Raw genomic sequence first — 23829 nt, forward strand, 5'->3', positions numbered from 1 at the left:
TATGCACACCGAAGGCGTGGAGTTCGTCCCGGTCGTCGTGATCGGCGCTGGACCCACCGGCGTCACGGTTGCGACCCTGCTCGCGCAGTACGGCATCGACGTGTTGATCCTCGATCGGTGGGAGGGCGTCTACCCCCAGCCACGCGCGGTCCACATGGACGACGAGGTCATGCGCGTCCTCGCCCGCCTCGGCATCGCCGACCGATTCGCGGAGATTTCGCGTCCGGCGCTCGGATTGCGACTGCTCGACAAGAGGCATCGGGTGCTCGCCGAGTTCAGTCGTACGACCGACGTTGGCGTGCATGGTTTTCCGCAGGCGAACATGTACGACCAGCCAGAATTGGAGCGTCTGCTGCGCGCCAACCTGCAGGACCACCCGCGTGCCGTCCTGCGCGGTAACAGCGAGGTCACCGAAGTCGCCGAGGGCCACCAGGGCCTGGTGCGCGTTACCTACACCGACCGCGGCGGCGGAGCGGAGCGTGTCGTCGACGCGACCTACGCGTTGGGTTGCGACGGTGCCAACAGCATCGTCCGCTCGCGCATCGGTAGCACCATGCAGGACATGCGCTTCGAGCAGCGCTGGCTGGTCGTCGACATCGCCACGGCCGCAGCTCTCGATCAATGGGAGGGCGTGCATCAGGTGTGCGATCCGGTGCGTGCGGCGACCTACATGCGCATCGGCGAAACACGTTACCGCTGGGAATTCCGCCTTCTTGACGGCGAGACGGCGGAGGACTTCGCCGATCTGCCCGCTCTGGCGCCCTTGATCGGCGCGTGGACGGCCGGCACCGACCACCATGATCTCGAGCTGATTCGAGTCGCCGAGTACACCTTTCGAGCCCGAATCGCCGACAAGTGGCGCCGGGGGCCGATCTTCCTCCTCGGAGACGCCGCGCACCTGACTCCCCCGTTCATCGGCCAGGGACTGTGCGCCGGGTTGCGGGACGCGATGAATCTGGCCTGGAAAACCGCCGGCGTGCTGCACGGCGCGTTGCCCGATGCGGTGCTGAATAGCTATGAGGCAGAACGCAAACCGCACGCTCGTTACATGATCGCGACGGCCTTGGCGATGGGGAGGGCGATGACGGCAGGCGGACGGCTCGGAGCTGCCCTCCGCCATCTGATCGTGCCGCGCCTGCGTCTCGTACCCGGCCTCCATGACAAGCTCGTCGACGGTGTCACCCCCGCACTGCGCCGGTCGGCACTCGTGTCCAGGAACGGCGGGCTCCGCCGTGGACTGGGCGGCCAGCTCGCACCGAACACACTGCAGGCCAACGGCATTCGGCTCGACGACATTCAGGGACGCAGGTTCGCGGTGATCACCACGAAGTCGCCGCGCACAGATCAGCGCGCATCCATCGACGGCCGCGGAGCGTGTCTGATCATCGCCGAACGCAACACCGAGCTGTTCGTATGGCTATCCCGCGCCCGGACCAATGTTGCCGTCGTGCGCCCGGACGGCACCGTGATGGCGGCGGGCAGCGATCTCGACAAACTCTTGCCCAGCCTTCCCCAGTTCGGTTCGGCGAACACCAAACCCGCCAGTGCTCGCCTGCTCTCCGAATAGCCGACGAGGAGACGACGAGGAGACGTCGAGGACAACCCTGACCACCTCCAACGGACCCGTCACGACCCCGGCGCAGGGTTGCCGGCGGCCGGGCAACCGGCGTCGGCAGGCAGGGCAACGTCGGGCGCGATGCGCCGCAACGCATCGGTCAGCTGGGCAACCTGATCGGTGGTAAGCCTGTCGAAGACATAGGTACGCACGGCCGCGACGTGACCGTGCGCCGCGGCGCTCACCTTGCCAAAACCCTTGTCGGTCAGGATCGCATCGGTGAGACGACCGTCGTCGGGGTTGGGCTGGCGACGCATATATCCGGCGGCCTCCAGGCGCTTGACGACGTGCGACAGCCGGGACAGCGACCCATTCGTCACCACCGCCAGCGCTTTCATCCCCAGCATCCGCGTGGGTTGTTCGGCGAGGACACCCAACACCCGGTATTCGTATTGGTTCAGGCTGGCATCCCGCCGAAGTTGCGCGTTGAGCGCCGCGGGCAGCGTGAACAGGACGCGCACCAGCTCCAGCCACGCAGCACTCTCCGCGTCGGTTAACCACTGTGTCCCCTTGGCCATACTCCGACCCTAGATGACTTGACGCTTCAACTGAAGCGGGCTAGGTTGTCTTCACCATTGGCTTGAAGCGTCAACTGACCGCGGAGGCGACCGGATGAACGTCACGTTGTGGATCCTGCAAGGCATTTTGGCCGTTGCTTTCGCCGGCGCCGGCGGGATGAAACTGGGCTTCTCCAAAAAGGCGCTCGCCGACCGCGGCATGAACCTCGACGAGCTTTCCGCCGGATCCGTGAAGGCGCTGGGAGCCGCCGAAGTGTTGGGCGCTATCGGCGTGGTGTTGCCGGCAATCGTGCACATCGCGCCCGTCCTCGTGCCGGTGGCGGCCACCTGCCTGGGGATCGTGATGGTCGGTGCGATCGTCGTCCATGTCCGCCGCGCCGAGTACGCGGCCCTGCTGGCGCCGGCGGTCCTTCTGGTGGCGGCGGCCGTCGTCGCGTGGGGCAGGTTCGGTCCCTACGCCTTCTGACGCCCACCTCGTTCACCACGACGTCACCCGCCGTTATCGCTACGTTCCGGACGAGGGCTCAAACGGGTGAAATGGGCCACCCCGTTGGTAAGGCCACCCTTAGTTTCGCCGTCCGATATGTCAGCATGGGAGCGTGATTGCACGCCGACTCGATGGTCCGTGGGGTGTCGCAGCAGCGGCAGCATGCGCGACCCTGCTGAACCTGTCCATCGCGGCCGTCCCCGCGTCCGCCGCAACGTGCCCCGACGTCGAGGTGACCTTCGCTCGTGCCACCGACGAGGCGCCCGGCGTGGGTGCGGCCGGCCAAGAATTCGTCGATTCGCTGCGCTCGCAGGTGGGCGGTCGCACCGTTGGGGTGTACGCGGTCAATTACCCGGCCGACGACAATTTCGCGCCGTCGGCCTCCGCTGGAGGCAGCGACGTGCACTCCCACGTGCGGTCGATGGTCGCCGACTGTCCGAACACGAAGCTGGTGCTGGGCGGAACTTCGTTGGGCGCCATGGCAATCGATCTGGCCACCATCGCCCGGGCCCCTATCGCGGGGCTGATCCCCGACATCCTCACCGCGGACGAGGCGGACCACGTCGCCGCGCTGGCGCTGTTCGGCAACCCGTCGGACCGCTACCTGGGGGCGCCGGTGAGCGAGGTCAGTCCCTGGTACGGGGCCAAGGCCATCGACCTGTGCGCCACCGGCGATCCGGTGTGCACGCCCGGTGGACCACTGGCGCTGCCATCGCACGACGAGCTGTTTTCGCCGGTCGCGCGTTCCTATGCGCAATCCGGAATGCCAAGTCAGGCAGCAACTTTCGTAGCCGGCCGGCTGTGACGCAGACGGTTCAGCTGGCGGGGGTGAACGCCAGCACCGGAATGAGTCTGGATCCCGCGGTGTCCTGGTATGTGCCGTACGGCGATGTCGCTCCGCCGGCGAGGCCGAACAACCGGTCGCGCTCCGTGCCGGTGACATCCTCGGCGATAAAGCGGCCGCTGAATCGACCCGCCTCGATCGTCACCTCCGGGTGGGCCTTGACGTTGTGATACCAGGCCGGGTGACGGGTAGCGCCGAAGTTCGAGGCGATCACGATGATCCGCCCCGGTCGGTGAAGTAGACCACCGTCGAGGTACGCCGAATTCCGGACTTGGCGCCGGTGTGGGTGAGTAACAATGCCGGAAACGGTGTGACCATCGACAACCGGCCGCCGCTGCACCGGAGCAGGGCCGGATCGAGGCGCGGGGCGATGTTGCGCATCACCCAGATGCCCAACGGCGATGTGGCCAGTTGCGTGACCACACGGCGGGCGAGGGAGCTGGCCGGTACCACCTCGGGAATATGCACATCTGGGATGGTAAACCGGGTTCACCGCGCCGAACCCCATGACAACGACCGCTGCCGAACCGAATCTCCTTGGGACACAACTTAAATCACAATCTCCTTGCGGTGCCACTATGCGGCGAACAGCGCTCGACAATCGAAAATCGCGGCGTGACAGCCGAATTCACTCAAGATGATATTGATTACGGGTACCCGGTCGACAACGATCCCGGAGGGCGCGGACTAAAGCAAACCTGCAACGCGGGGCTGCCACTCACGGTGGTGGGGGCGCGCCGGTATCGGGCGGCGGCTCGGGATACGGCGGCGGTCCGCCCGGCACCGGATGTGCGCAGTCCGGCACGACGATGATCGTTTTCCCGACCATCGTCCACGTGATACCGCATTCCATCGGCACCACCTCGGGTGGTGCAGCGCGGGCCGTCGCCGTATCCCGAGCCATCACGATCGCGGCAGTAATCAGTGCCGGCCGGATGAGGTGGGAAATGAGTTTGCACGCACCGGCCATTCCCCAGCCTGAAATAGCAGACCGTGGAGCGCAACTCGAGGAGCAGCTACGGCCTGCCGGTGCGTTCCCGGTGCTTGCAGCCCGGCCAGCAACACGGCCGGCGCTGGCCTTCCTGCAGCTCTTCCTGAGTCCGCCGAATGCGCCGCCGCCGGGTCGCCTCTTGCTTGGCGTCCTCGACCCAGCAGATGAACTCGTTGCGCGCCAGGGGTGTGATGTCTTTCCAGGCGGCAAAGGCGGTCGGGTTGCCGATCAATGCCTCGCGCAGGTCCGCGGGCAACTCGTGCACCACCCCGCCGGGTATGCGTTGGCTGGCCATTCGGCCAGATTAGCGGGCGGTCAGGAACCCAGCGTGTACTGCCGCACCAGGTCGTCGGGTGGCTGCGGCGTCGCGCATGGCCGCGGACCGCAGCGAACACGGTTGAACCTGCGCGGGCGGGTTAACGTCCGACCGCCAAGTAGCCTTTAGCTCGCCCACTGACGTCGCCGACCCGGAGGTGCCCGATGGCCCAATCCGATTTCGTCCTGCTCCGCGTGGACAATCGCGTCGCGCTCATCACGGTCAACGACCCGGACCGGCGCAACGCGCTGACGGGTGAGAGCTCGGCGCAGCTGCGCGCGGCCGTCGAACGGGCCGAAGCCGACCCGCACGTGCACGCCCTCGTCATCACCGGGGCGGGCAAGGCGTTCTGCGCCGGCGCGGACCTCAGCGCGCTGGGCGCCGCGGGGACCGGTGCCGCGGAATCGGGTCTGCAGCAGCTCTACGACGGGTTCATGGCCGTGGGCAGTTGCACGCTGCCGACCATCGCGGCCGTCAATGGCGCCGCGGTGGGCGCCGGGTTGAACCTGGCGCTGGCGGCCGACGTGCGCATCGCCGGGCCGGGCGCACTGTTCGACCCCCGGTTTCAGAAGCTGGGGTTGCATCCCGGCGGCGGCGCGACCTGGATGCTGCACCGGGCGGTCGGCCCGCAGGTCGCGCGCGCGGCCCTACTGCTCGGCATGCGCTTCGACGCCGACAGTGCCGTGCGGTACGGGCTGGCGCTCAGCATTGCCGACGATCCGGTGGCCGCGGCGTTGTAGCTGGCCGCCGGACCCGCATCGGCGCCGCGCGAGGTGGTGCTGGCCACCAAGGCCAGCATGCGCGCCACGGCCAGTCCCGGATCGCTGGACAACGAGCAGCACGCATTCGCGATGCGTACCGAGCTGGGGCCGCAGGTGTCCTCCATCCAGTCACCGCAGTTCGCCGAGCGGCTGGCCGCGGCGCGTCGCAAGTAGCGCCTAGCCGCGGGGTTCGCTCACCACCCCGGCCGGGCCCTTGACCCGAGACCCTGGGTCCACCCTGCCTGCGGTCACGACGAACGCCACGGCGACGAACGGCGCCAGCGCACCGTAACCCGCTGCGGGAGTTGCGATTTCAGCGCTATTGAGAAGCTGTGGGCTCAGGGCCACGCTCAGCGCCACCACGGCATTGTGCAGCCCGATCTCCAGGCTGACGGCGGTCGCCTGGGGTGCGCCCAGCCGCATCACCCGCGGCACCAGGTAGCCGACGGCCAGGCTGACCGCACAGAAGGACACGACCGCCCCGCTGAGCACACCGACGTTGTGCCACAGCGTCGTCCGGCCCCCGGCGAGAGCGGCCACGACCGCCAAGACGAGCAGCGCCGCGGCGACGACCTTGATGGGACGTTGCAAGCGCCGCGCGAGGCCGGGAAGACGATGGCGGATCGCGATGCCGATCGCGGTGGGAATGAGCACCAGAGCGAAGACGGTAAAGAACTTGTCCACCTGCAACGGGATGAAGCGCCCCTGCCCCAGAAACCAGGTCATCGACGCCGCCAGAATGACCGGCAGGGTGAACACCGACAGCGCGGCGTTGATGGCCGCCAGCGTGAGGTTGAGCGCCAGATCTCCGTTGAACAGATGGCTCAAGATGTTGGCCATCGTCCCGCCCGGAGTAGCGGCCATCAGCATCAGCCCGACCGCCAGCTGCGGCTCGAGGTGGAAGGCCTCGGCGATCAACAGACACAGGATGGGCAGCACCAGGGCCTGGCAGACCAGCGCCACCGCCAGCGGCCGCCGCAGCGTGGCGGCCCGCTTGAAGTCATCGACGGACAGTGTTAGCCCGAGGGCAAGCATGACCACGGCAGCAACCAACGGGAAGTACTGGTTGCCCATAACGCTCCACGATGTCGTCGCGCGCTGGCCGTCGGATTGATCGGCGCGAATAGTCAGCTTGCCTTATGTCGCAGCGGTCCGGCCCGAGGACGGGCAATATGCCGCCACTGCACTGGACCCGGCCGCCCGGCCTCTTCCAGCGACGGCGCGCTCGGATCACGAAAAACAGGCCCGCGAATCACCGTGAGGCTATCGGGAACAATTTGTTGTCAGCTAACGGCTCAAAGCCCCCGAATCCCACAGACTCAGGGGCTTTGAGCGGATCGGTTTTAGTCGGCCTTGATGGTGATCTGGTCGACCTGGGTGAAGCCCGGCGGGTTGCCGCAGGCTCCCGTGATGTAGGTGTGTGCGGACGTCCCGGTCAGGGTGTTGGGATCCCACACGGTGTGGGTGCTAGTTCCGTAGAGGGTGTACCCACCGTCCGGGCAACTCACGTTGCTCATGGTGTCCATCACCCATTGACCGTCGACCAATCGCGCCTGGCTGGCGCCCAATCCGGCCTTGATCCAGAGGCACCCGTTGCCGCAGGAGTTGACCGACCAGCTGTTGTCGATGGAGTGACCGCTCGGCGTCGTGACGGTCTCGGTGTACGACCCGCTCATCGTCGGTGTGTCGGCCCACGCTGCGCCTGCTGAACCGACAGCCAAACCGGCGCAGATAGCGGTTACGGCAAAGGCCCGCGCGATGGTCATGTTCTTGTTCCTTCCGTACAGCCAGTCAGTGCAGCGAGCAACTGTGATGTGGTCGACCAAAGATTACGACAGTTTCGCGGTCTCGGCATTCTCATACGTTTCTGCTCTTTTGCAATCTTGTAAACACCCGAAAAGGCCCGTTGCGCAATACCGCAACATCTCCACGGGGCGACGGCAGCGCAGAAACATCACGGTAACTCCAACGTCATAAATTCGCAGAGTGGACCGGCGAATATTAACGGTTTTCCACCGCGTCCCGTGGAGCCCGACCGCCGGCGTAGCGAACCTCAGCGCGGAACGGATTCGCCGGCACGGCGCAGCAGTGTTGCCGCATGCTTGAGCACCGGCGAGTCCACCATTTGGCCCTCGAACGCGAACACGCCGCGCTCGTCCCGCGCCGCCGCCCACACCCGGCGCGCCCAGTCCAGCTTCTCCTCGGTCGGGCGAAAAGCCTTGCGCACCACGGCAACCTGGGTGGGATGAATGCACACGGTACCGGCGAAACCCAGCGCCGCCGCGTCTTCGGCCTCGGCTCGAAGCCCGTCGAGGTCTGGGATGTCCAGGTGCACGGCGTCGAGCGCAGCCCGACCGAAGGCGTTCGCGGTGAGCAGCGCCGTCGACCGCACGTGCCGGGCGACGTCCCGGTAGCAGCCGTCGGCCGTGCGGCTAGAGCTGCCACCGAGGGCGGCAACCAGGTCCTCGGCGCCCCACATTAGCGCCACCGTGTTGTGTGACGCGGCGATTTCGGTCGCGAACACCGCGCCGCGTGGGGTCTCCAGCAGCGCGATGACGGCGCGCGGCGCCAGGGCGGTCACCTGCGCGGCGGATTCGGTCTTGGACAGCATCACCGCGGTGTACGCGGTGCCGGCCAACGCGTCGAGGTCGCGGGCATAGTCGGCGGTATCGGCCGCGTTGACCCGGACCACGGTGCGCTCCGGGTCCAGCGGGGTCTCCTGCAACGCCTTGCGGGCGGCGGGCTTGTCCGCTTCGGCCACGCCGTCCTCGAGGTCGAGGATGACGACGTCGGCAGCGGCGGCGGCCTTGGCGAAGCGCTCGGGCCGATCGGCCGGGCAGAACAGCCACGCGGGGCCCGCGGCTTGCAGATTCACTCGGCCTCCTGGTTGCTCGGGCGCTTCTGGACCAGCGTCGTTCGCACCGCGCGGGCGACGACGTCGCCGTGCTGGTTGCGACCGGTGTGCTCGAGGGTGACGATGCCCTCGCCCGGGCGGCTCTTCGACTCGCGCTTAGCGGTGCAGACGGTTTCCGCGTACAGGGTGTCGCCGTGGAACACCGGCTTCGGGAACGAGACCTCGGAGAAACCGAGGTTGGCCACGATGGTGCCCAACGTCAACTGCGATACCGACAGCCCGACGAGCGTCGAAAGGGTGAACATCGAGTTGACCAGCCGCTCACCGCGGAAGCCCGGCTGCTGCGCCGCCCAGGCCGCGTCGAGGTGCAACGACTGGGTGTTCATGGTCAGCGTGGTGAACAGCACGTTGTCGGCCTCGGTGATGGTGCGGCCCGGCCGGTGCAGGTAGGTCGTGCCGATCTCGAACTCCTCGAACCACAAGCCACGCTGGACGACGGCTTTGCCGCCTTGCCCGGCCGAAGTCACGACAGGCCCAGCGATCGTGCGATGAGCATGAGCTGCACTTCGGTGGTCCCTTCCCCGATTTCGAGGATCTTGCTGTCGCGGTAGTGCCGGGCCACCGGATACTCGTTCATGAAGCCGTACCCGCCGTGGATTTGGGTGGCATCTCGGGCGTTATCCATCGCGGCCTCCGAGGAGATCATCTTCGCGATGGCAGCATCCTTCTTGAAAGGCTTGCCCGCCAACATTTTTGCCGCGGCATCGTGGTATGCGGTCCGGGCGACGTGGGCCCGGGCTTCCATCCGCGCGATCTTGAAGCTGATGGCCTGGTAGGAACCGATCGGCTTACCGAACGATTCCCGCTCCTTGGCATATTTGACGCTCTCGTCCACGCACCCCTGTGCGACGCCGGTGGCCAGCGCGGCGATCGCGATGCGCCCTTCGTCGAGGATCGACAGGAAGTTCGCGTACCCGGTTCCGCGAGCTCCCAGCAGGTTCTCCCTGGGGACGCGCGCGTCGGCGAAGGTCAGCGGGTGGGTGTCCGAAGCGTTCCAGCCGACCTTGTTGTAGACCGGCTCGACGGTGAATCCCGGTGTGCCGCTGGGCACGACGATGGTCGAAATCTCTTTCTTGCCTTCGCCGACCGTGCCGGTCACCGCGGTGACGGTAACCAGCGAGGTGATGTCGGTGCCAGAGTTGGTGATGAATTGCTTGGCGCCGTTGAGCACCCATTCGCCGCCGTCCAGCCGCGCGGTGGTGCGGGTGCTGCCGGCGTCGGAACCCGCGCCCGGCTCGGTCAGCCCGAACCCGGCCAGCGCCCGCCCCGCGACCAGATCGGGCAGCCACCTTTGCTTCTGCTCCTCGGTGCCGAACCGGTAGATCGGCATCGCACCCAGTCCCACACCGGCTTCGAGGGTGATCGCCACCGATTGGTCGACCTTGCCGAGCTCCTCGAGCGCGAGCGCCAGGGCGAAGTAATCGCCGCCCATGCCGCCGTACTCCTCCGGGAACGGCAGCCCGAACAACCCCATCTCGCCCATCTTGGCGACAACTTCATACGGGAAGCTGTGCTCCTCATCGTGTTTGGCCGACACCGGAGCGACGACGGTTCGCGCGAAGTCGGCGACGGTGCTGCGGAGTTCCTCATATTCGTTGGGTAACGTGCCCGCGGGAATGGTTGTCGTCATGATCTTTCATTCCTTGCTTTTTTCGGAGCCTTGTTCGGAGTCTGGAGCAGGCGGGCCAGCACCTGGTCAACCGTCACCTGATCGCCAACCGCCACGAATAGCTCCACGCGGCCGCCAACCGGCGCGGTCAACGAGTGTTCCATCTTCATTGCTTCGACGACCACGACGACATCACCCTCGGACACCTCGGCGCCCGAGTCCGCCTGCACCGCAATCACGCTGCCGGGCATGGGGCTGAGAATCTCCGCCTGCCGGTCATCGGCCGCACGGTGGATCTTGACCTCGTCGGCCTCACGCAGCTGCCATGTTCCCCGCTCGTCGGCGATCCACAGATGGCGGTCGGCCTGCGCCCAACGGTATTCGCTGCGCAGGCCATCCAGTGTCACCGTGCAAGTACGGCGCTCGACTTCGATGGTGGCCGAAAAGATTTGGCCGTCGCCGACCTGCACCTCGGCGGCCGACGGCAGGCCCCACACCGCGACGGTTTCGGTGCGCAGCGGCGTACGCATCGCGGTGCGCACCGGTGCCGTGCATCCGCCGCCGCGCCACCCGCTCGGCTGCGCCCATGGGTTGCCCTGCGCGCGCCGGGCCAGCGCCCACTGGCGATAGAGACCGCCGGCGGCCAGCACGTCGTCGGGCGCCGGGAGCGGGCTGAAGTCGGGCAGCCGTTCCTCGAGCAGCGCGGTGTCCAGGTCGCCCGCCCGCACCCGCGCGTCGGACAGCAGGAACCGCAGGAACTCGATATTGGTCTGCACGCCCAGGATCGTCGTCTGCGCCAGCGCCCGATCCAACTCTGCGAGGGCCTCGTCGCGGTCGGCCCCGCACGCGATCACCTTGCTCAGCATCGGGTCGTAGTCGCTGCCCACCACGGTTCCCGACAGCAGTGAGGAGTCCACGCGCACAACGGAACTCGCGGGCTCGAACACGTCGAGCACTCGCCCACCGGTGGGCAGGAAGCCGCGTCCGGGATCCTCGGCATATACCCGGGCCTCGATCGCGTGGCCGCGCAGCTCGATGTCATCTTGGCCGAACGAGAGCTTCTCGCCGGCGCCGACGCGCAGCTGCCACTCGACGAGATCGAGCCCGGTGATCGCCTCGGTGACCGGGTGTTCGACCTGCAGCCGGGTGTTCATCTCCATGAAGAAGAACTCGTCGGGCCGCTCGGCGGAGACGATGAACTCCACCGTGCCAGCGCCGACGTAGTCGACGCTGCGGGCGGTGTTGCAGGCGGCGGCCCCGATCCGCGCACGGGTCTGTGGATCCAGCAGCGGTGACGGGGCCTCCTCGATGACCTTCTGGTGACGTCGCTGCAGGCTGCATTCACGTTCACCGAGATGCACCACGTTGCCGTGGCCATCAGCCAGCACCTGCACCTCGATATGCCTGGGCCGCAACACGAACCGTTCGAGGAACAGCGTGCCGTCGCCGAACGACGACGCAGCCTCGCGGCGCGCCCCGGCCAGGGCTTCGAGCAGCCGGGCCGGGTCTTGCACCAGCCGCATGCCCTTGCCGCCGCCGCCCGCCGACGGCTTGATCAATACCGGGTAGCCGACCTGGTCGGCCGCCGCGACGAGTTCCTCGTCGGTCAGTCCGGGTTTGGCCACCCCGGGAACCACCGGCACATCGAAGGCGGCGACCGCGTTCTTGGCGGTGATCTTGTCGCCCATCACCTCGATCGCGCGCGCGGGCGGGCCGAGGAACACGACGCCGGCGCGCTCGCACGCGGCGGCGAAATGAGCGTTCTCCGAGAGGAATCCGTAACCCGGATGAATCGCTTGGGCCCCGGTGCGGGACGCGGCGGCCAACACCTTGTCGATATCGAGGTAGCTTTCGCGGGCGGCGGCCGGGCCCAGCCGAACCGCGGTGTCGGCTTCCCGAACGTGTCGCGCGCCGGAGTCGGGATCGCTGTAGACGGCGACCGACCGGATGCCCAGCCGACGTAAGGTACGGATCACCCGCACCGCGATCTCGCCGCGGTTGGCCACTAAGACGGTGTCGAACACTGCATTCACATCCGGAAGACGCCGTAGGAAACGGGTTCCAGTGGCGCCTGGGCGCACACGGAAAGGGCAAGCCCGACATAGCTTCTGGTCTCGGCGGGATCGATGATGCCGTCATCCCAGAGCCGGGCCGTCGAGTAGTACGGGTTGCCCTGGTCCTCGTACTGCTCGCGAATGGGCGCCTTGAACGCCTCCTCTTCGTCCGGCGACCAGGGTGTGCCCGCCGCGCTGAGCTGCTCGGAACGCACGGTCGCCAGCACCGAGGCGGCCTGCTCGCCGCCCATGACCGAGATCCGGGCGTTGGGCCACATCCACAGGAAGCGCGGTGAGTAGGCCCGCCCGCACATCGAATAGTTGCCCGCGCCATACGATCCGCCGATCACCACGGTCAGCTTGGGCACCCGGGCGCAGGCCACGGCGGTCACCATCTTGGCGCCGTGCTTGGCGATACCCCCGGCTTCGTAGTCGCGTCCGACCATGAAGCCGGCGATGTTCTGCAGGAACAGCAGCGGGATGTTGCGCTTGTCGCACAACTCGATGAAATGTGCTCCCTTGAGGGCGGATTCGCTGAACAGAACGCCGTTGTTGGCGATGATCCCGACCGGGTGGCCGTGGATGTGTGCGAACCCGGTGACCAGCGTCTTGCCGTAGTTAGCCTTGAATTCGCCGAATTCGCTGCCGTCGACCAGCCGCACGATCACTTCGTGTACGTCGTAGGGCACCCGGGGATCGGGGGGTACGACGTCGTAGAGCTCGGACTGCGCGTGCTTGGACTCGACCGCGTGGCGCACCTCCCACGGGCTGGGCTCGCGGGGGCCGAAGGTGGCCGCGATCGCACGCACGATGCGCAGCGCGTGTTCGTCGTCGTCGGCGAGGTGGTCGGTGACTCCGGAGACGCGGGAATGCAGGTCTCCACCGCCGAGGTCTTCGGCCGAGACGATCTCGCCGGTTGCGGCTTTGACCAGTGGCGGGCCGCCGAGGAAAATCGTGCCCTGCTCGCGGACGATGACGGCCTCGTCGCTCATGGCCGGCACGTACGCACCGCCGGCCGTGCACGACCCCAGTACCGCGGCGACCTGCGGGATCCCCTTGGCGCTCATGGTCGCCTGGTTGTAGAAGATGCGCCCGAAGTGCTCACGGTCGGGGAACACCTCGTCCTGGCGGGGTAGAAACGCGCCGCCGGAGTCGACCAGGTAGATGCAGGGCAGCCGATTCTGCAGCGCGATCTCCTGTGCGCGCAGGTGCTTTTTGACCGTGATCGGATAGTAGGTGCCGCCCTTGACCGTTGCGTCGTTGGCGACAACCACACACTCGCGCTCGGACACCCGCCCGATACCGGTGATGATGCCGGCACCCGGGGACTCGTCGTCATACATTCCGTTCGCGGCCAGCGGCGTCAGCTCCAGAAACGGGCTGCCCGGATCCAGCAACCGGTCCACCCGCTCGCGCGGCAACAGCTTGCCGCGGCTGACGTGACGCTGCCTGGCGCGCTCGTTGCCGCCCAGCGCCGCGGCGGCCAGCTTGGCGTTCAGTTCGCCGACCAGCCGCCGGTGCTCGTCGACGAACGACGGTGCGGCCTTCGCGGGCGCGCTCATGACTGCCCCAGCAGCTCGTCCATCGCCGCAGCGGCCTCCTCGCCGTCGGAATCAATTCAGTTAATGTCCATTAACTGGACCTGAGAATACCATCGGCGGCATTGCCGCGTCCAGGGACGAATTGGTCCCAGGCCCAGGACCGATCGTCAAACGACAACACGAGTTTGCTTTCCCGAGGCGCCCAAATTTCCTACATTTCAATCATCCGGTCTGTCGTCCGGCCTCTCGTGCGTCGCGTTCGAGAAAGACAATCACCGCAAAGGGAGTCATGCCAGAATCGCCGCCGCACACGACCGCCGCCCGACCCGGTTTCGCCGGGCGACCGTCGTTGCAGGCCCGGATCAGCGCTCCGGCGTTCGGTTTCTGGCGCACGCTCACCGGTCTGGTCGGCCTCGACCTGGGTACCGGTCTCAACGCGTTGATGGCCTCTCGTCAACCACCCCGATTGGTGACCCGGGGCTTGACCGTGCAGCACCACGATTTCCACGGCTGGGACCTGTGGACGTTGCGAGGCAAATCGCTGTCGGGCAAAAACGTGCTGGCGGTACACGGTGGCGCGTTCGTCTGCGAAGCCACCGTCCTGCACTGGGGTGACTACGCCGCAATCGCCCGCGACACCCGGGCGACCGTCCTGGTGCCTTGCTACCCGCTCGCGCCACGGGGCACCGCAGGCACCGTCGTCCCGCAGATGGCCGACCTGATCACCGAACTGGTCGCCGAGTACGGACCCGACAACGTCAGCATCTACGGCGACTCCGCCGGTGGCGGCATCGCACTCAGCGCCGTCCAGGAATTGGTGCGGCGAGACGAAACCGTCCCGGCCGGGATGGTGCTGCTGTCCCCGGTCGTCGATGCCTCGTTGAGCAACCCGGCCATCCGATTCGTCAACGACCCGGTCCTCAACATCGATGTGCTCAAGGCGAATTTCGCACGCTGGGCGGCAGATCTGGATCTGACCGATCCTCTGGTCAGCCCGCTGTACGGATCGCTGAGCGGGCTTCCGCCGACCGCCGTCTACGCCGGGTCGCTCGAGATACTCGCCCCCGATGCCATTGCGCTGCAAGAGAAATCGTCCGTCACACCGGATGCGGAGTTCACCTTCGATCTGCGCGCCGGCGTGATCCACGACTGGGCCATGACGTCATGGTTGCCCGAAGCCCGCGCCGTGCGCTCCCGGATACACCAACAGCTGCGGTGCGCCTAGGCTCGCGCACCGACAAAGGACGCCACGTGGACCGCGACGCGATGAACGACCTGTGGGAACACCACATGTCCTGCGAGTTCGAGCTGAAGGATGCCGATCTCGCGGTCGCCACCATGGTCGACGACGCGACCGTCATGCACTTGCCGACGATGAGCGGCGGTGCCGGCAAGGAGAACCTGCGGCGCTACTACGCCGACGTGTTCATCCCGGGCATTCCACGCGACACCAGCAGCGAGCCGATCGCCCGGTCGGTGGGCGACGACGTTTTGGTCGACGAGTTCATCATGCGGATGACCCACGACCGGGACATGCCGTTCCTGCTGCCGGGATTGGCACCGACCGGAAAAACCGTGGAGGTGCCCGCGGTGGTAGTGGTGAAGTTTCGCGGCGACCTGATGGCCGGCGAGCGGCTGTACTGGGACCAGGCCGCGGTGCTGCGCCAGCTCGGGCTGATCGGTGCAGACCTGCCGATCGCCGACGTGACGGAGGTGTCCGCATTCCTGCGCAATTTGGGTTAACCGTGAATAACTCGTGCTATGTTAGTGATGATTAACCGAAACTTCCGGCCGTAGGCAACGTCATGACAGCGTCCAGCCCGGATCGCGCAGTCGATCAGCCCGAAACCCCAAATCGCCGCAGCCGGTTGAAGTCCGACCGGCGACTACAACTGCTCGCCGCGGCCGAACATCTTTTCGCCGAACGGGGCTTCCTCGCGGTCCGGCTCGAAGACATCGGCGCCGCCGCGGGGGTCAGTGGTCCAGCCATCTATCGGCACTTCCCCAACAAGGAGTCGATGCTGGCCGAATTGCTGGTCGGGATCAGCGCCCGGCTGCTCGCCGGGGCCCGGGAGGTGACCGCGCGCAACGAAAATGCGGTCGACGCGCTGGGCGGCCTGATCGACTTTCATCTCGACTTCGCCTTCACCGAGCCCGACTTGATCCGCATCCAGGACCGCGACCTGGCACACCTGCCCGCGCCCGCCGAACGGCAGGTCCGCCGAGCGCAGCGCCAATATGTCGAGGTGTGGGTCGCGGTGCTACGCGAGCTGAATCCGGTCCTGGCCGAGGCCGACGCCCGGGTGGCGGCGCACGCCGTGTTCGGGCTGCTGAACTCCACACCACACAGCATCAAGGCCACGGAGAAGCCCGCCCGTGCAGCGCGATCGCGCGCGGTGATGCGGGCCATGACCGTTGCGGCGCTGGGGGCCGAAGACCTGGGCGGCTGATCCGGGCAGGATCGAGCGAATCCCCGCCCGAGCGCCCCGCTTCGGTACCCTGCAATTTGTGAGGTGGACATGAACGATCCACGTCGACCCGACCGGCATGGTCGCCCCGACGTGTGGTCCCAACCGACCGGGCCGATCGGCCCGCGGAATGCGCCACTCGCGGATCCGGCGTACGCCGACCAGACGCCCTACGCGCCCAGCTACGGCGGGTACGACCCGCAGTGGGCGCCGCGTAACGAGACCAACCCCACCCGAGAATTGCCCGCGTACTGGCGGCAGGATCAGCTGCCGCCGACGGGCACGGCACCCGACGGCACGGCTCCCCCGCCGCCGGACGGGCCGCGATCACCGCGCTGGTTGCTCATCGGCGCGGGCGCGGCGGTACTGCTTGTCGTCGCGCTGCTGATCGCGCTGGTGCTGACCAACGGCGCGATCAAGACGCAGACGGCGGTGCCGCCGCTGCCGGCCATGCCGGGATCGAGCGCACCAAGCCCGACGTCCACGCCCTCGACACGGACGTCGCCGCGAACGGTGCTGCCCGCGCCGCCGCCGAGCGGCTCGGCCGGTCCGTCGGCCACCCCCGGCGCGATGCAAAACGTCGTCTACGACGTCAGCGGGGAAGGCCGTGCGATCAGCGTCACCTACTGGGACACCGGGGACGTGATCCAGACCGAATTCAATGTCGCGCTGCCGTGGAGCAAGCAGGTCAGCCTGTCGCAGTCCGCGGCGCACCCGGCCAGCGTCACCATCATCAACATCGGCCACAACGTCACCTGCACCGTCACCATCGACGGGGTTCAGGTGCGCCAGCGCGTCGGGGCGGGCATCACCGTCTGCGACTCCGCCGCACGCTAGAGCTGGTCGACCACCGCGTGGCGCGGCGGCACCCGGACCGCCAGCATCGCGAGCAACCCGGCGATCAGCACCAGCGAGATGCCGCCCAGCCCGGCGCGCACCGCGCCGAAGACGTCGACGAACACCGAGAACAGCCACGGCGCCACGAAGGCGACAGCCCGGCCCGTCATCGTGTACAGGCCGAACGCCACCCCTTCCCGGCCGTTGTGGGCCATCTGCAACAGCAGAGCCCGTGCCGAGGATTGCGACGGCCCGATGAACAGGCACAGCGCCAGCCCGCACACCCAAAAGGCGATCGGGCCGGACAGCGCCATCATGGTGAGCGCCATGGCGATGATCGCTATCAGCGACCCGACGATGACCGGTTTGGACCCGACCCGGTGATCGGCCAAGCCGCCGGCCACCGCACCGATCGCGGCGACCACGCTGGCCGCGACCCCGAAGATCAGCACGTTGGCCTGCGAGATTCCGTACACGTTGACGCCCAGCACCGCGCCGAACGCGAAGATCGCCGCCAGGCCGTCCCGGAAGAGCGCGCTGGCGCCCAGAAAGTAGACCAGGTTGCGGTCGCGCTTCCATTCCGCGGAGATCTCGCTCCAGAGCTTGCGGTAACCGCCCAGCATGGTCGTCGGTCGGTACACCTCGCCGGTGTCGGGCAGCCGGTGCGCGACCATGAGCAGAGGTAAAGCCAGCACGGCCAGCCAGGCCGCCGCCGCCAGCATGGCCTCCCGGACGTAAAGGCCGTCGGCGACGGGCACGTGCAGCAGTCCGCGCACCGCACCGGGCCCCGACCCGGAACCGGCGATGAAGCCCGTGTAGATCAGCAACAGCAGCAGGACGCTGCCGAGGTAGCCCGAGGCCCACCCCAGGCCGGAGATCCGGCCGGCCGTCTGCGGCGTCGAGAGCTGTCGCAGCATGGCGTTGTAGGGCACGCTCGCCAAATCACCGCAGGCGGCCGTCGCGCCCAGCAACGCCAGACCGGCCCACAGATAGCCGGGCCGGTCCTGGATCAGAAACATGGCACCGGTCAAGGTGACCGCCAGTCCGGTCAACACGCTCAGCACCACCCGCCGGCGATGCGGGGACTCCACCCACACGCCGACCAGCGGCGCCAGCACCGCGACCGTCAGCCCGGCCAGCGCCCCGGCCCGGCCCAGCCAGCTTTCCGGCGTCGTCTTGCCGGGCAGACCCTCGCCCACGCTGCTGGTCAGGTACACGGAGAAGACGAACGTCGCCACGATCGCGTTGAGGCCAGTGGATCCGCAGTCCCACAGCGCCCATGCCACCACCCGGGATCGCTCGATCACGCTCGTGCCCGGCTGTGGCTGACCCATTCCCGGCACTCTATTTGTTGGTCCGGCCGGCCGCCGCGTCCGGGCGCGCCGCTGCTGTGGTCGTTGTCGGGCGAAGAGGGACGGCTGGCTACGATTGGCGGCATGCCGGTACCCGCTCCCAGCCCAGATGCGCGCGCCGTTGTCACCGGAGCGTCGCAGAACATCGGTACAGCGCTGGCAACCGAATTGGCCGCGCGCGGGCACAACCTGATCGTCACCGCCCGACGTGAGGAGCTGCTCGACGCCCTGGCCGCGCGGCTGACCGAGCAGTTCGGCGTCACGGTGGAGGTGCGTCCGGCCGACCTCGCCGACCCCACCGAGCGGGCCAAGCTGTGCGAGGAGTTGGCGGACCGCAACATCTCGATCTTGTGCGCCAACGCGGGCACCGGAACGTTCGGTCCGGTGGCAGGTCTGGACCCGGCGGGTGAAAAGGCTCAGGTGCAGCTGAATGCCGTGGCGGTGCACGACCTTACGCTGGCCGTGTTGCCGGGCATGGTCGAACGCGGCGCGGGCGGCATCTTGATTTCCGGCTCGGCGGCCGGCAATTCGCCAATTCCCTACAACGCGACGTACGCCGCCTCGAAGGCGTTCGTCAACACGTTCAGCGAGTCATTGCGCGGGGAGCTGCGCCGCTCGGGTGTGCATGTCACGCTGCTGGCGCCCGGACCGGTGCGCACCGACCTGCCCGACGAGGCGGAACGTTCGCTGGTCGAGCGGCTGGTGCCGGACTTTCTGTGGATTTCGACCGAGCACACCGCGCGGGCGTCGCTGAATGCCTTGGAGCGCAACAAGATGCGCGTCGTTCCGGGGTTGACCTCAAAGGCGATGTCGGTGGGCAGCGGATACGCCCCGCGCGCGATCGTGGCGCCGATCGTCGGCAGCTTCTACAAGAAGCTGGGCGGCGGCTGACACGCAGTGCCGTTCGGCGATCACCGCGAGCCTGACCTGGTGGCGAAGATCCGGGCGATATGTCGCCATGCCGTTAGATTCGCGGGCGCTGGGCTAAGAATTATTTGCGGCGCCGCCCGGTACCGAAGATGCTCTTGACCGCTTCGCGGATCGCGGTGTTGATGCCGCTTTTCACGGTCGGGTTCTTCAGTACTTCCTCCCACATGGCCGGGCCCTTGGGTTCGTAGGGCTCCGGCATCGGCGGGATGTCGACGTCGATGCCGGTTGGCGGCGCCGGGACATCGGGCTCAGCGCGGGGCTCCGGAGCGGGCGCCTTGGTCGCTCCGGGCGCTTTCGGGGGTGCGGGCTGTTGCACCGTCTGGCCGTATTTCGCTTGCAACGCACTGGCTTTCACCGCGGCGGCCATTGCTTCGGCGTCGATGGCGCCCATCAGCGAGCGCGGCACCCGCATGCGCGTCCACGCGACCGGTGTCGGTGCCCCCTTCTCGGACAGCACGGTGACCACGGCCTCACCGATCCCCAGCGAGGTCAACGCCGACTCCAGGTCGTAGACATCGGTTTTCGGGTAGGTGCGGACCGTCCTGGCGAGCGCCTTCTGGTCGTCGGGGGTAAACGCGCGCAGGGCGTGCTGGACGCGCGCGCCCAGCTGCGAGAGCACATCGTTGGGCAGGTCGGTGGGCAACTGGGTGCAGAAGAACACCCCGACGCCCTTCGACCGGATCAGCTTGACGGTCTGCTCGACCTGTTCGAGGAACGCCTTGGACGCGTCGGTGAACAGCAGGTGGGCCTCGTCGAAGAAGAACACCAGCGTCGGCTTGTCGACATCGCCGACTTCGGGCAAAACCGTGAACAGATCGGCCAGCACCCACATCAGGAAGGTGGAAAAGATGACCGGCCGCAGCGCCTGACCGCTGAATTCGAGCAGCGAGATGATCCCCCGGCCCTGATCGTCAACGCGTAGCAGATCGTGCGGGTCGAGCTTCGGCTCGCCGAAGAACGTGTCGCCGCCCTCGGATTCGAGATTCACCAGGGCCCGCAGGATGACACCCGCCGTGGTCGACGACACTCCGCCGAGGGATTTCAAGTCCGCCTTGCCCTCGTCGCTCGTCAGGTGGCTGATGGCCGCGCGCAGCTCGCTCAGGGTCACCAGCCGACGATCGTTCTCCTTGGCCCAATGAAAGATCAGCCCCAGCGTGGACTCTTGAGTCGCGTTGAGCCCCAGCACCTTCGACAGCAGCACCGGGCCGAAGCTGGCGATGGTGGCCCGCACCGGCACCCCCGCCCCACCGGTACCCAGTGACAGGAACTCGACGGGGAACGCCGTCGCCGCCCAATCGTCGCCGGTGTCGTGGGCACGCGCGGCGGTTTTGTCGTTGGCCGCGCCGGGCCGGGACAGGCCCGACAGATCGCCCTTCACGTCGGCCATCAACACCGGCACCCCCACGGCGCTGAGCTGTTCGGCGATCAGCTGCAGGGTTTTCGTCTTGCCGGTTCCCGTCGCGCCGGCCACCAGACCGTGCCTGTTGATGGTCGCCAGCGGGATGCGAATCTGCGCCGCGGGGTCGGCGGTGCCGTCGATGACAACCGACCCGAGTCCCAGCGCCTGACCTGCCACGGTGTAACCGCTCGCGATCCGTTGCGCCGCCCCGCCCGCCGATTCGGTACTCATCGCGCCCCGCCCTCTCCCCCCTGGGAGTTGCAAAGTCCAGCAAGGCTCACACTACTTGCCAGGGTGCGGCGGGGGCAGCGCCCCACATGGGCATACGCTGAGCGCTGTGCGCGACGAATTGGTGTGGATCGACTGCGAGATGACCGGGTTGGATTTGCAGTCCGACAAGTTGATCGAGATCGCTGCCCTGGTCACCGACGCGGATCTGAACGTTCTCGGCGACGGCATCGACGTGGTGATCCACGCGGACGACGCGACGTTGTCGTCGATGATCGAGGTCGTCACCGACATGCACACCCGCTCCGGGCTGATCGAGGAGGTACGGGCGTCCACCGTTGACCTGGCCACCGCCGAGGCGATGGTGCTGGATTACATCGGCGAGCACGTCAAGCAGCCCAAGACGGCGCCGCTGGCCGGCAATTCGATCGCCACCGACCGCTCATTCATCGCCCGCGACATGCCCGCCCTGGACGCGTTTCTGCACTACCGGATGATCGACGTCAGCTCGATCAAAGAGCTCTGCCGTCGGTGGTACCCCCGCATCTACTACGGCCAGCCGGCCAAGGGGCTGGCGCACCGGGCGCTGGCCGACATCCGCGAGTCCATCCGCGAACTACAGTTCTATCGCCGCACCGCGTTCGTGCCGCTGCCGGGCCCATCTACCAGCGAAATTGCGGTGGTCGCCGCCGATCTGACGGACGGACAGGACGCACCACAGCCAATTGATTCGGCCGTCGAGCCACCTAACCGCTAGTATCGACAGTCGCTGCTTGTTAGGCTGCGGCCGGCAGTAGCCATGGTGGGTGTAGTTCAGTTGGTAGAGCGTCAGGTTGTGATCCTGAATGTCGCGGGTTCGAGTCCCGTCACTCACCCCACAAGTCAGAGGGCATAGCGCCCTCTGACCTTTTTTGCTCGGCGATTGCCTTGCGGCGCAAGGACGTTGCCGCCGCGCGCCGATGCCAAGACCGCCCGGTCGCCGACGCCCGCGCGAGGCATGCGCCAAATTTGCCGGCAGCCACCTATCACCGCTGCTGCATCGCGTATTATCGCGAAATTACTTAGCTACGGAGTGGTCATGTCTGGTCTGAAGTGCAAAGTCGTCCTCGCCCTGGTGCTTGCGTTCACGGCCCCCGCCGCGTCGGGCTGCACGTTCACCGTGGTCTGCGAACCCCTGTTCGTCTGCGCCTAGACAGCTACCGCGCGGCCGGACGTAATCCGCTGCGGCGCAACCGGCTTCTGCGCGACGCGGTCACGTGTCGGCGTTGCCGGCCTTCCACTGCGGCCAGGGAATGTTCCAGTCACCCAGACCCTCGTCGCCGGGCAGGGTCGGCCCGACGGTGTTGACGACCACCACGATGTCCCCGCTCTTGCTGTGGTCGTAGAACCACTGGGCGTTGCTCGGGCTGACGTTCAGGCAGCCGTGGCTGGTGTTGGTGTGACCTTGTGCACCGACGGACCACGGCGCGGAGTGAACGAAGACGCCGCTGTAGGACATCTGGGTGGCCCAGTCGACTTCGGTGCGATATCCGTTGGGCGAGTTCACCGGAACACCGTAGGTCGAGGAGTCCATGATGATGTGTCGGTAGCGGCCGCCGATGATGTAGACGCCGTTGGCCGTCGGGGTGCTGTCCTTGCCCATCGACGTGGGCATGGTCTTCACCACCTCACCGTTGACCCGAACGGTCACCATCTTGGTGGTGTCGTCGGCGGTGGAAATCACCTCGTCACCGATGCTGAAGTGGGTCTTGACGTTGTCCTCGCCGAACATCCCGTCGCCCAAATCCACCCCGTAGGTGTTGACCGCCACATCGACGGTAGTACCGGGCTTCCAGAAATGTTCTGGGCGCCAGCGCACTTCGCGGTTGTTCAGCCAGTAGAACGCGCCCTCGACGGGGGGGTTGGTGGTGATTTTGATCGCCTTCTGCGCCGCGGCGCGGTCTGCGATGTTCTCGTCGAACCGGATGGCTACCGGCTCGCCGACGCCGACGACCTCGCCGTCGGCCGGAGCGACGTAGGGCATCGTCAAATGGGCGGGCGAGCTGGTCGAAAAGGTCATTTGGCGGCTCGCTGCGCCGCCCAGCCCGAGCGCCTTGACCGTCAGCGTGTAGCGGCGGTTGTAGCCGAGCTGCTCGGTGGTGGACCAGTGCAACCCGTCGGGGCTGAGTTGGCCGTTGATGGTCCGGCCGTTGTCGTTGACCATGGTGACCGAGCCGAGCACGCCGTCGGCGACGCTCACCGTCACCGGCGAGTCGACGGTGACGCCCACGGCTCCGTCGGCGACCGAGGCGGTTAGCTTGGGGACCAGCAGGTCGGCAAATGGGGTGCCCTTGTCGAAAATGACCTTCGCCGGTGCGGCGGGATGGCTGCTACTACACCCCACAGCAAACACAGGAATCACAGCAAACACAATCATGGCGATAGCCAGCCACGATTGTTTACTGCGCAAAGGACCCATCAAGTGACCTTCCACATCATTCTGTTACGTCCGGTCACCGCTGACCCTGCATTGTTGCCAGCATTCTAATGGCAATGTCGGCCGCCTTAAGCCCACTTCGGCGGGTTGCCCGCCAGGGTGTCGCGGCCGCGAAGACTACGCCGGTTGACCGGCACGAGTCTGCCGCGCCGCCGCCGCCACCGCGCGGGCCGCGGCGACAGCTGGCCACGCGAGTTGACGACCGCGGCGGCCATCATGACGATCGTCAAGCCTTGATGAGCGCCGCCGGCCGCAGCGGTTACGCTGGAAGCGATCCGAGATTTCGTGCTGCGGCAGAACGCCTGTTATTGTCGCAAAGCGGTCTGGTGACCGAGGCGCCGTTAGCTCAGTTGGTAGAGCAGCTGACTCTTAATCAGCGGGTCCGGGGTTCGAAACCCTGACGGCGCACTTCCTTCGAGATCGCCCACCGGCGAGGCCGTCGAGCCTGGGTCGTACCCGAATATCCGCGCCGGCTCCCGCGCCCGTCGA

The 23829-nt window shown here is 67.1% G+C and carries 24 protein-coding genes, 2 tRNA genes and 1 pseudogene; 12 read left to right on the top strand and 15 right to left on the bottom strand.

Annotated features, from left to right (window positions below; genetic code table 11):
• The first annotated feature begins 1 nt into the window (after position 1).
• Positions 2-1567: a bifunctional 3-(3-hydroxy-phenyl)propionate/3-hydroxycinnamic acid hydroxylase MhpA gene (gene mhpA, locus AWC25_RS14775; RefSeq protein WP_085167014.1), complete on the top strand. Its 1566-nt coding sequence runs from the start codon at positions 2-4 to the stop codon at positions 1565-1567.
• A gap of 59 nt (positions 1568-1626) precedes the next feature.
• Here the strand turns inward: mhpA and AWC25_RS14780 are convergent, their stop codons facing one another.
• On the bottom strand, positions 1627-2133 hold the full coding sequence (locus AWC25_RS14780) for a MarR family winged helix-turn-helix transcriptional regulator (protein WP_085167015.1): 507 nt from the start codon (positions 2131-2133) through the stop codon (positions 1627-1629).
• A gap of 94 nt (positions 2134-2227) precedes the next feature.
• Between AWC25_RS14780 and AWC25_RS14785 the strand changes: the two genes are divergently transcribed.
• Together AWC25_RS14785 and AWC25_RS14790 are read left to right on the top strand one after the other, a co-directional pair.
• Positions 2228-2599 (top strand): DoxX family protein, encoded by a 372-nt coding sequence (locus tag AWC25_RS14785; protein ID WP_069398852.1) that lies wholly within the window; start codon positions 2228-2230, stop codon positions 2597-2599.
• A gap of 133 nt (positions 2600-2732) precedes the next feature.
• The gene (locus AWC25_RS14790) at positions 2733-3425 is read left to right on the top strand and encodes a cutinase family protein (protein WP_372513527.1); all 693 of its coding nucleotides are present in this window, start codon (positions 2733-2735) and stop codon (positions 3423-3425) included.
• A 10-nt stretch (positions 3426-3435) separates the two neighbouring features.
• On the opposite strand, the gene AWC25_RS26850 is transcribed toward AWC25_RS14790, so the two are convergent.
• The 4 genes from AWC25_RS26850 to AWC25_RS14805 form a co-directional block, all read right to left on the bottom strand.
• Positions 3436-3678 (bottom strand): nitroreductase/quinone reductase family protein, encoded by a 243-nt coding sequence (locus tag AWC25_RS26850; RefSeq protein ID WP_158089754.1) that lies wholly within the window; start codon positions 3676-3678, stop codon positions 3436-3438.
• Complete coding sequence (locus AWC25_RS26855) at positions 3675-3932, bottom strand: PNPOx family protein (protein ID WP_158089755.1); 258 nt, start codon at positions 3930-3932, stop codon at positions 3675-3677. The genes AWC25_RS26850 and AWC25_RS26855 overlap by 4 nt, the downstream gene beginning before the upstream one ends.
• Positions 3933-4182: 250 nt before the next feature.
• Positions 4183-4371, bottom strand: coding sequence for a hypothetical protein (locus AWC25_RS14800; protein ID WP_142278852.1), 189 nt, complete (start codon positions 4369-4371; stop codon positions 4183-4185).
• A gap of 109 nt (positions 4372-4480) precedes the next feature.
• Entirely contained in the window at positions 4481-4750 is a 270-nt protein-coding gene (locus tag AWC25_RS14805) for a YdeI/OmpD-associated family protein (RefSeq protein ID WP_069398848.1), read from the bottom strand.
• Between the two features lie 185 nt (positions 4751-4935).
• Here AWC25_RS14805 and AWC25_RS14810 point away from each other — a divergent pair.
• Positions 4936-5706, top strand: a pseudogene (locus AWC25_RS14810) (enoyl-CoA hydratase).
• A gap of 3 nt (positions 5707-5709) precedes the next feature.
• On the opposite strand, the gene AWC25_RS14815 reads toward AWC25_RS14810, so the two are convergent.
• The 7 genes from AWC25_RS14815 to AWC25_RS14845 form a co-directional block, all read right to left on the bottom strand.
• Positions 5710-6606: a bile acid:sodium symporter family protein gene (locus AWC25_RS14815; protein ID WP_085167018.1), complete on the bottom strand. Its 897-nt coding sequence runs from the start codon at positions 6604-6606 to the stop codon at positions 5710-5712.
• A gap of 269 nt (positions 6607-6875) precedes the next feature.
• The gene (locus AWC25_RS14820; protein ID WP_142278853.1) at positions 6876-7298 is read right to left on the bottom strand and encodes a hypothetical protein; all 423 of its coding nucleotides are present in this window, start codon (positions 7296-7298) and stop codon (positions 6876-6878) included.
• Between the two features lie 287 nt (positions 7299-7585).
• Entirely contained in the window at positions 7586-8407 is an 822-nt protein-coding gene (locus AWC25_RS14825; RefSeq protein WP_069398844.1) for an HpcH/HpaI aldolase/citrate lyase family protein, read from the bottom strand.
• Complete coding sequence (locus tag AWC25_RS14830; protein WP_069398843.1) at positions 8404-8913, bottom strand: MaoC family dehydratase; 510 nt, start codon at positions 8911-8913, stop codon at positions 8404-8406. Before AWC25_RS14830 ends, AWC25_RS14825 begins: the two co-directional genes overlap by 4 nt.
• Complete coding sequence (locus tag AWC25_RS14835) at positions 8910-10076, bottom strand: acyl-CoA dehydrogenase family protein (RefSeq protein ID WP_069398842.1); 1167 nt, start codon at positions 10074-10076, stop codon at positions 8910-8912. The genes AWC25_RS14830 and AWC25_RS14835 overlap by 4 nt, the downstream gene beginning before the upstream one ends.
• The gene (locus AWC25_RS14840; protein WP_085167019.1) at positions 10073-12079 is read right to left on the bottom strand and encodes an acetyl-CoA carboxylase biotin carboxylase subunit; all 2007 of its coding nucleotides are present in this window, start codon (positions 12077-12079) and stop codon (positions 10073-10075) included. Before AWC25_RS14840 ends, AWC25_RS14835 begins: the two co-directional genes overlap by 4 nt.
• Positions 12080-12084: 5 nt before the next feature.
• Positions 12085-13671, bottom strand: a complete 1587-nt coding sequence (locus AWC25_RS14845; protein ID WP_069398840.1) for a carboxyl transferase domain-containing protein — start codon at positions 13669-13671, stop codon at positions 12085-12087.
• A gap of 268 nt (positions 13672-13939) precedes the next feature.
• Here AWC25_RS14845 and AWC25_RS14850 point away from each other — a divergent pair, with 268 nt between their 5' ends.
• The 4 genes from AWC25_RS14850 (at position 13940) to AWC25_RS14865 (ending at position 16955) form a co-directional block, all read left to right on the top strand.
• Entirely contained in the window at positions 13940-14875 is a 936-nt protein-coding gene (locus tag AWC25_RS14850) for an alpha/beta hydrolase fold domain-containing protein (RefSeq protein WP_085167020.1), read from the top strand.
• A gap of 26 nt (positions 14876-14901) precedes the next feature.
• Positions 14902-15393, top strand: a complete 492-nt coding sequence (locus AWC25_RS14855; protein WP_069398838.1) for a nuclear transport factor 2 family protein — start codon at positions 14902-14904, stop codon at positions 15391-15393.
• 62 nt (positions 15394-15455) lie between these two features.
• On the top strand, positions 15456-16100 hold the full coding sequence (locus tag AWC25_RS14860) for an SACE_7040 family transcriptional regulator (protein WP_069398837.1): 645 nt from the start codon (positions 15456-15458) through the stop codon (positions 16098-16100).
• Positions 16101-16169: 69 nt separating this feature from the next.
• The gene (locus AWC25_RS14865) at positions 16170-16955 is read left to right on the top strand and encodes an MmpS family transport accessory protein (protein ID WP_069398836.1); all 786 of its coding nucleotides are present in this window, start codon (positions 16170-16172) and stop codon (positions 16953-16955) included.
• Here the strand turns inward: AWC25_RS14865 and AWC25_RS14870 are convergent.
• On the bottom strand, positions 16952-18289 hold the full coding sequence (locus AWC25_RS14870) for an MFS transporter (RefSeq protein ID WP_085167021.1): 1338 nt from the start codon (positions 18287-18289) through the stop codon (positions 16952-16954). The two genes, AWC25_RS14865 and AWC25_RS14870, sit on opposite strands and share 4 nt — an antisense overlap.
• 102 nt (positions 18290-18391) lie before the next feature.
• Here AWC25_RS14870 and cmrA point away from each other — a divergent pair, with 102 nt between their 5' ends.
• Positions 18392-19198: a mycolate reductase gene (cmrA, locus tag AWC25_RS14875; protein WP_069398834.1), complete on the top strand. Its 807-nt coding sequence runs from the start codon at positions 18392-18394 to the stop codon at positions 19196-19198.
• Between the two features lie 100 nt (positions 19199-19298).
• On the opposite strand, the gene AWC25_RS14880 is transcribed toward cmrA, so the two are convergent.
• Complete coding sequence (locus AWC25_RS14880) at positions 19299-20867, bottom strand: helicase HerA-like domain-containing protein (protein WP_069398833.1); 1569 nt, start codon at positions 20865-20867, stop codon at positions 19299-19301.
• A gap of 106 nt (positions 20868-20973) precedes the next feature.
• On the opposite strand from AWC25_RS14880, the gene orn reads away from it, so the two are divergent.
• Entirely contained in the window at positions 20974-21621 is a 648-nt protein-coding gene (orn, locus tag AWC25_RS14885) for an oligoribonuclease (RefSeq protein WP_069398832.1), read from the top strand.
• A 45-nt stretch (positions 21622-21666) separates the two neighbouring features.
• Positions 21667-21742 (top strand) — tRNA-His (locus AWC25_RS14890).
• Between the two features lie 374 nt (positions 21743-22116).
• Here the strand turns inward: AWC25_RS14890 and AWC25_RS14895 are convergent.
• Positions 22117-23280 (bottom strand): L,D-transpeptidase, encoded by a 1164-nt coding sequence (locus AWC25_RS14895; RefSeq protein ID WP_244899524.1) that lies wholly within the window; start codon positions 23278-23280, stop codon positions 22117-22119.
• Between the two features lie 395 nt (positions 23281-23675).
• On the opposite strand from AWC25_RS14895, the gene AWC25_RS14900 reads away from it, so the two are divergent.
• Positions 23676-23748: transfer RNA gene (locus AWC25_RS14900), tRNA-Lys, on the top strand.
• The last annotated feature ends 81 nt before the right edge of the window (positions 23749-23829 follow it).

It is taken from the genome of Mycobacterium sherrisii (genome assembly GCF_002102355.1).
In the GTDB taxonomy this organism is placed as follows: domain Bacteria; phylum Actinomycetota; class Actinomycetes; order Mycobacteriales; family Mycobacteriaceae; genus Mycobacterium; species Mycobacterium sherrisii.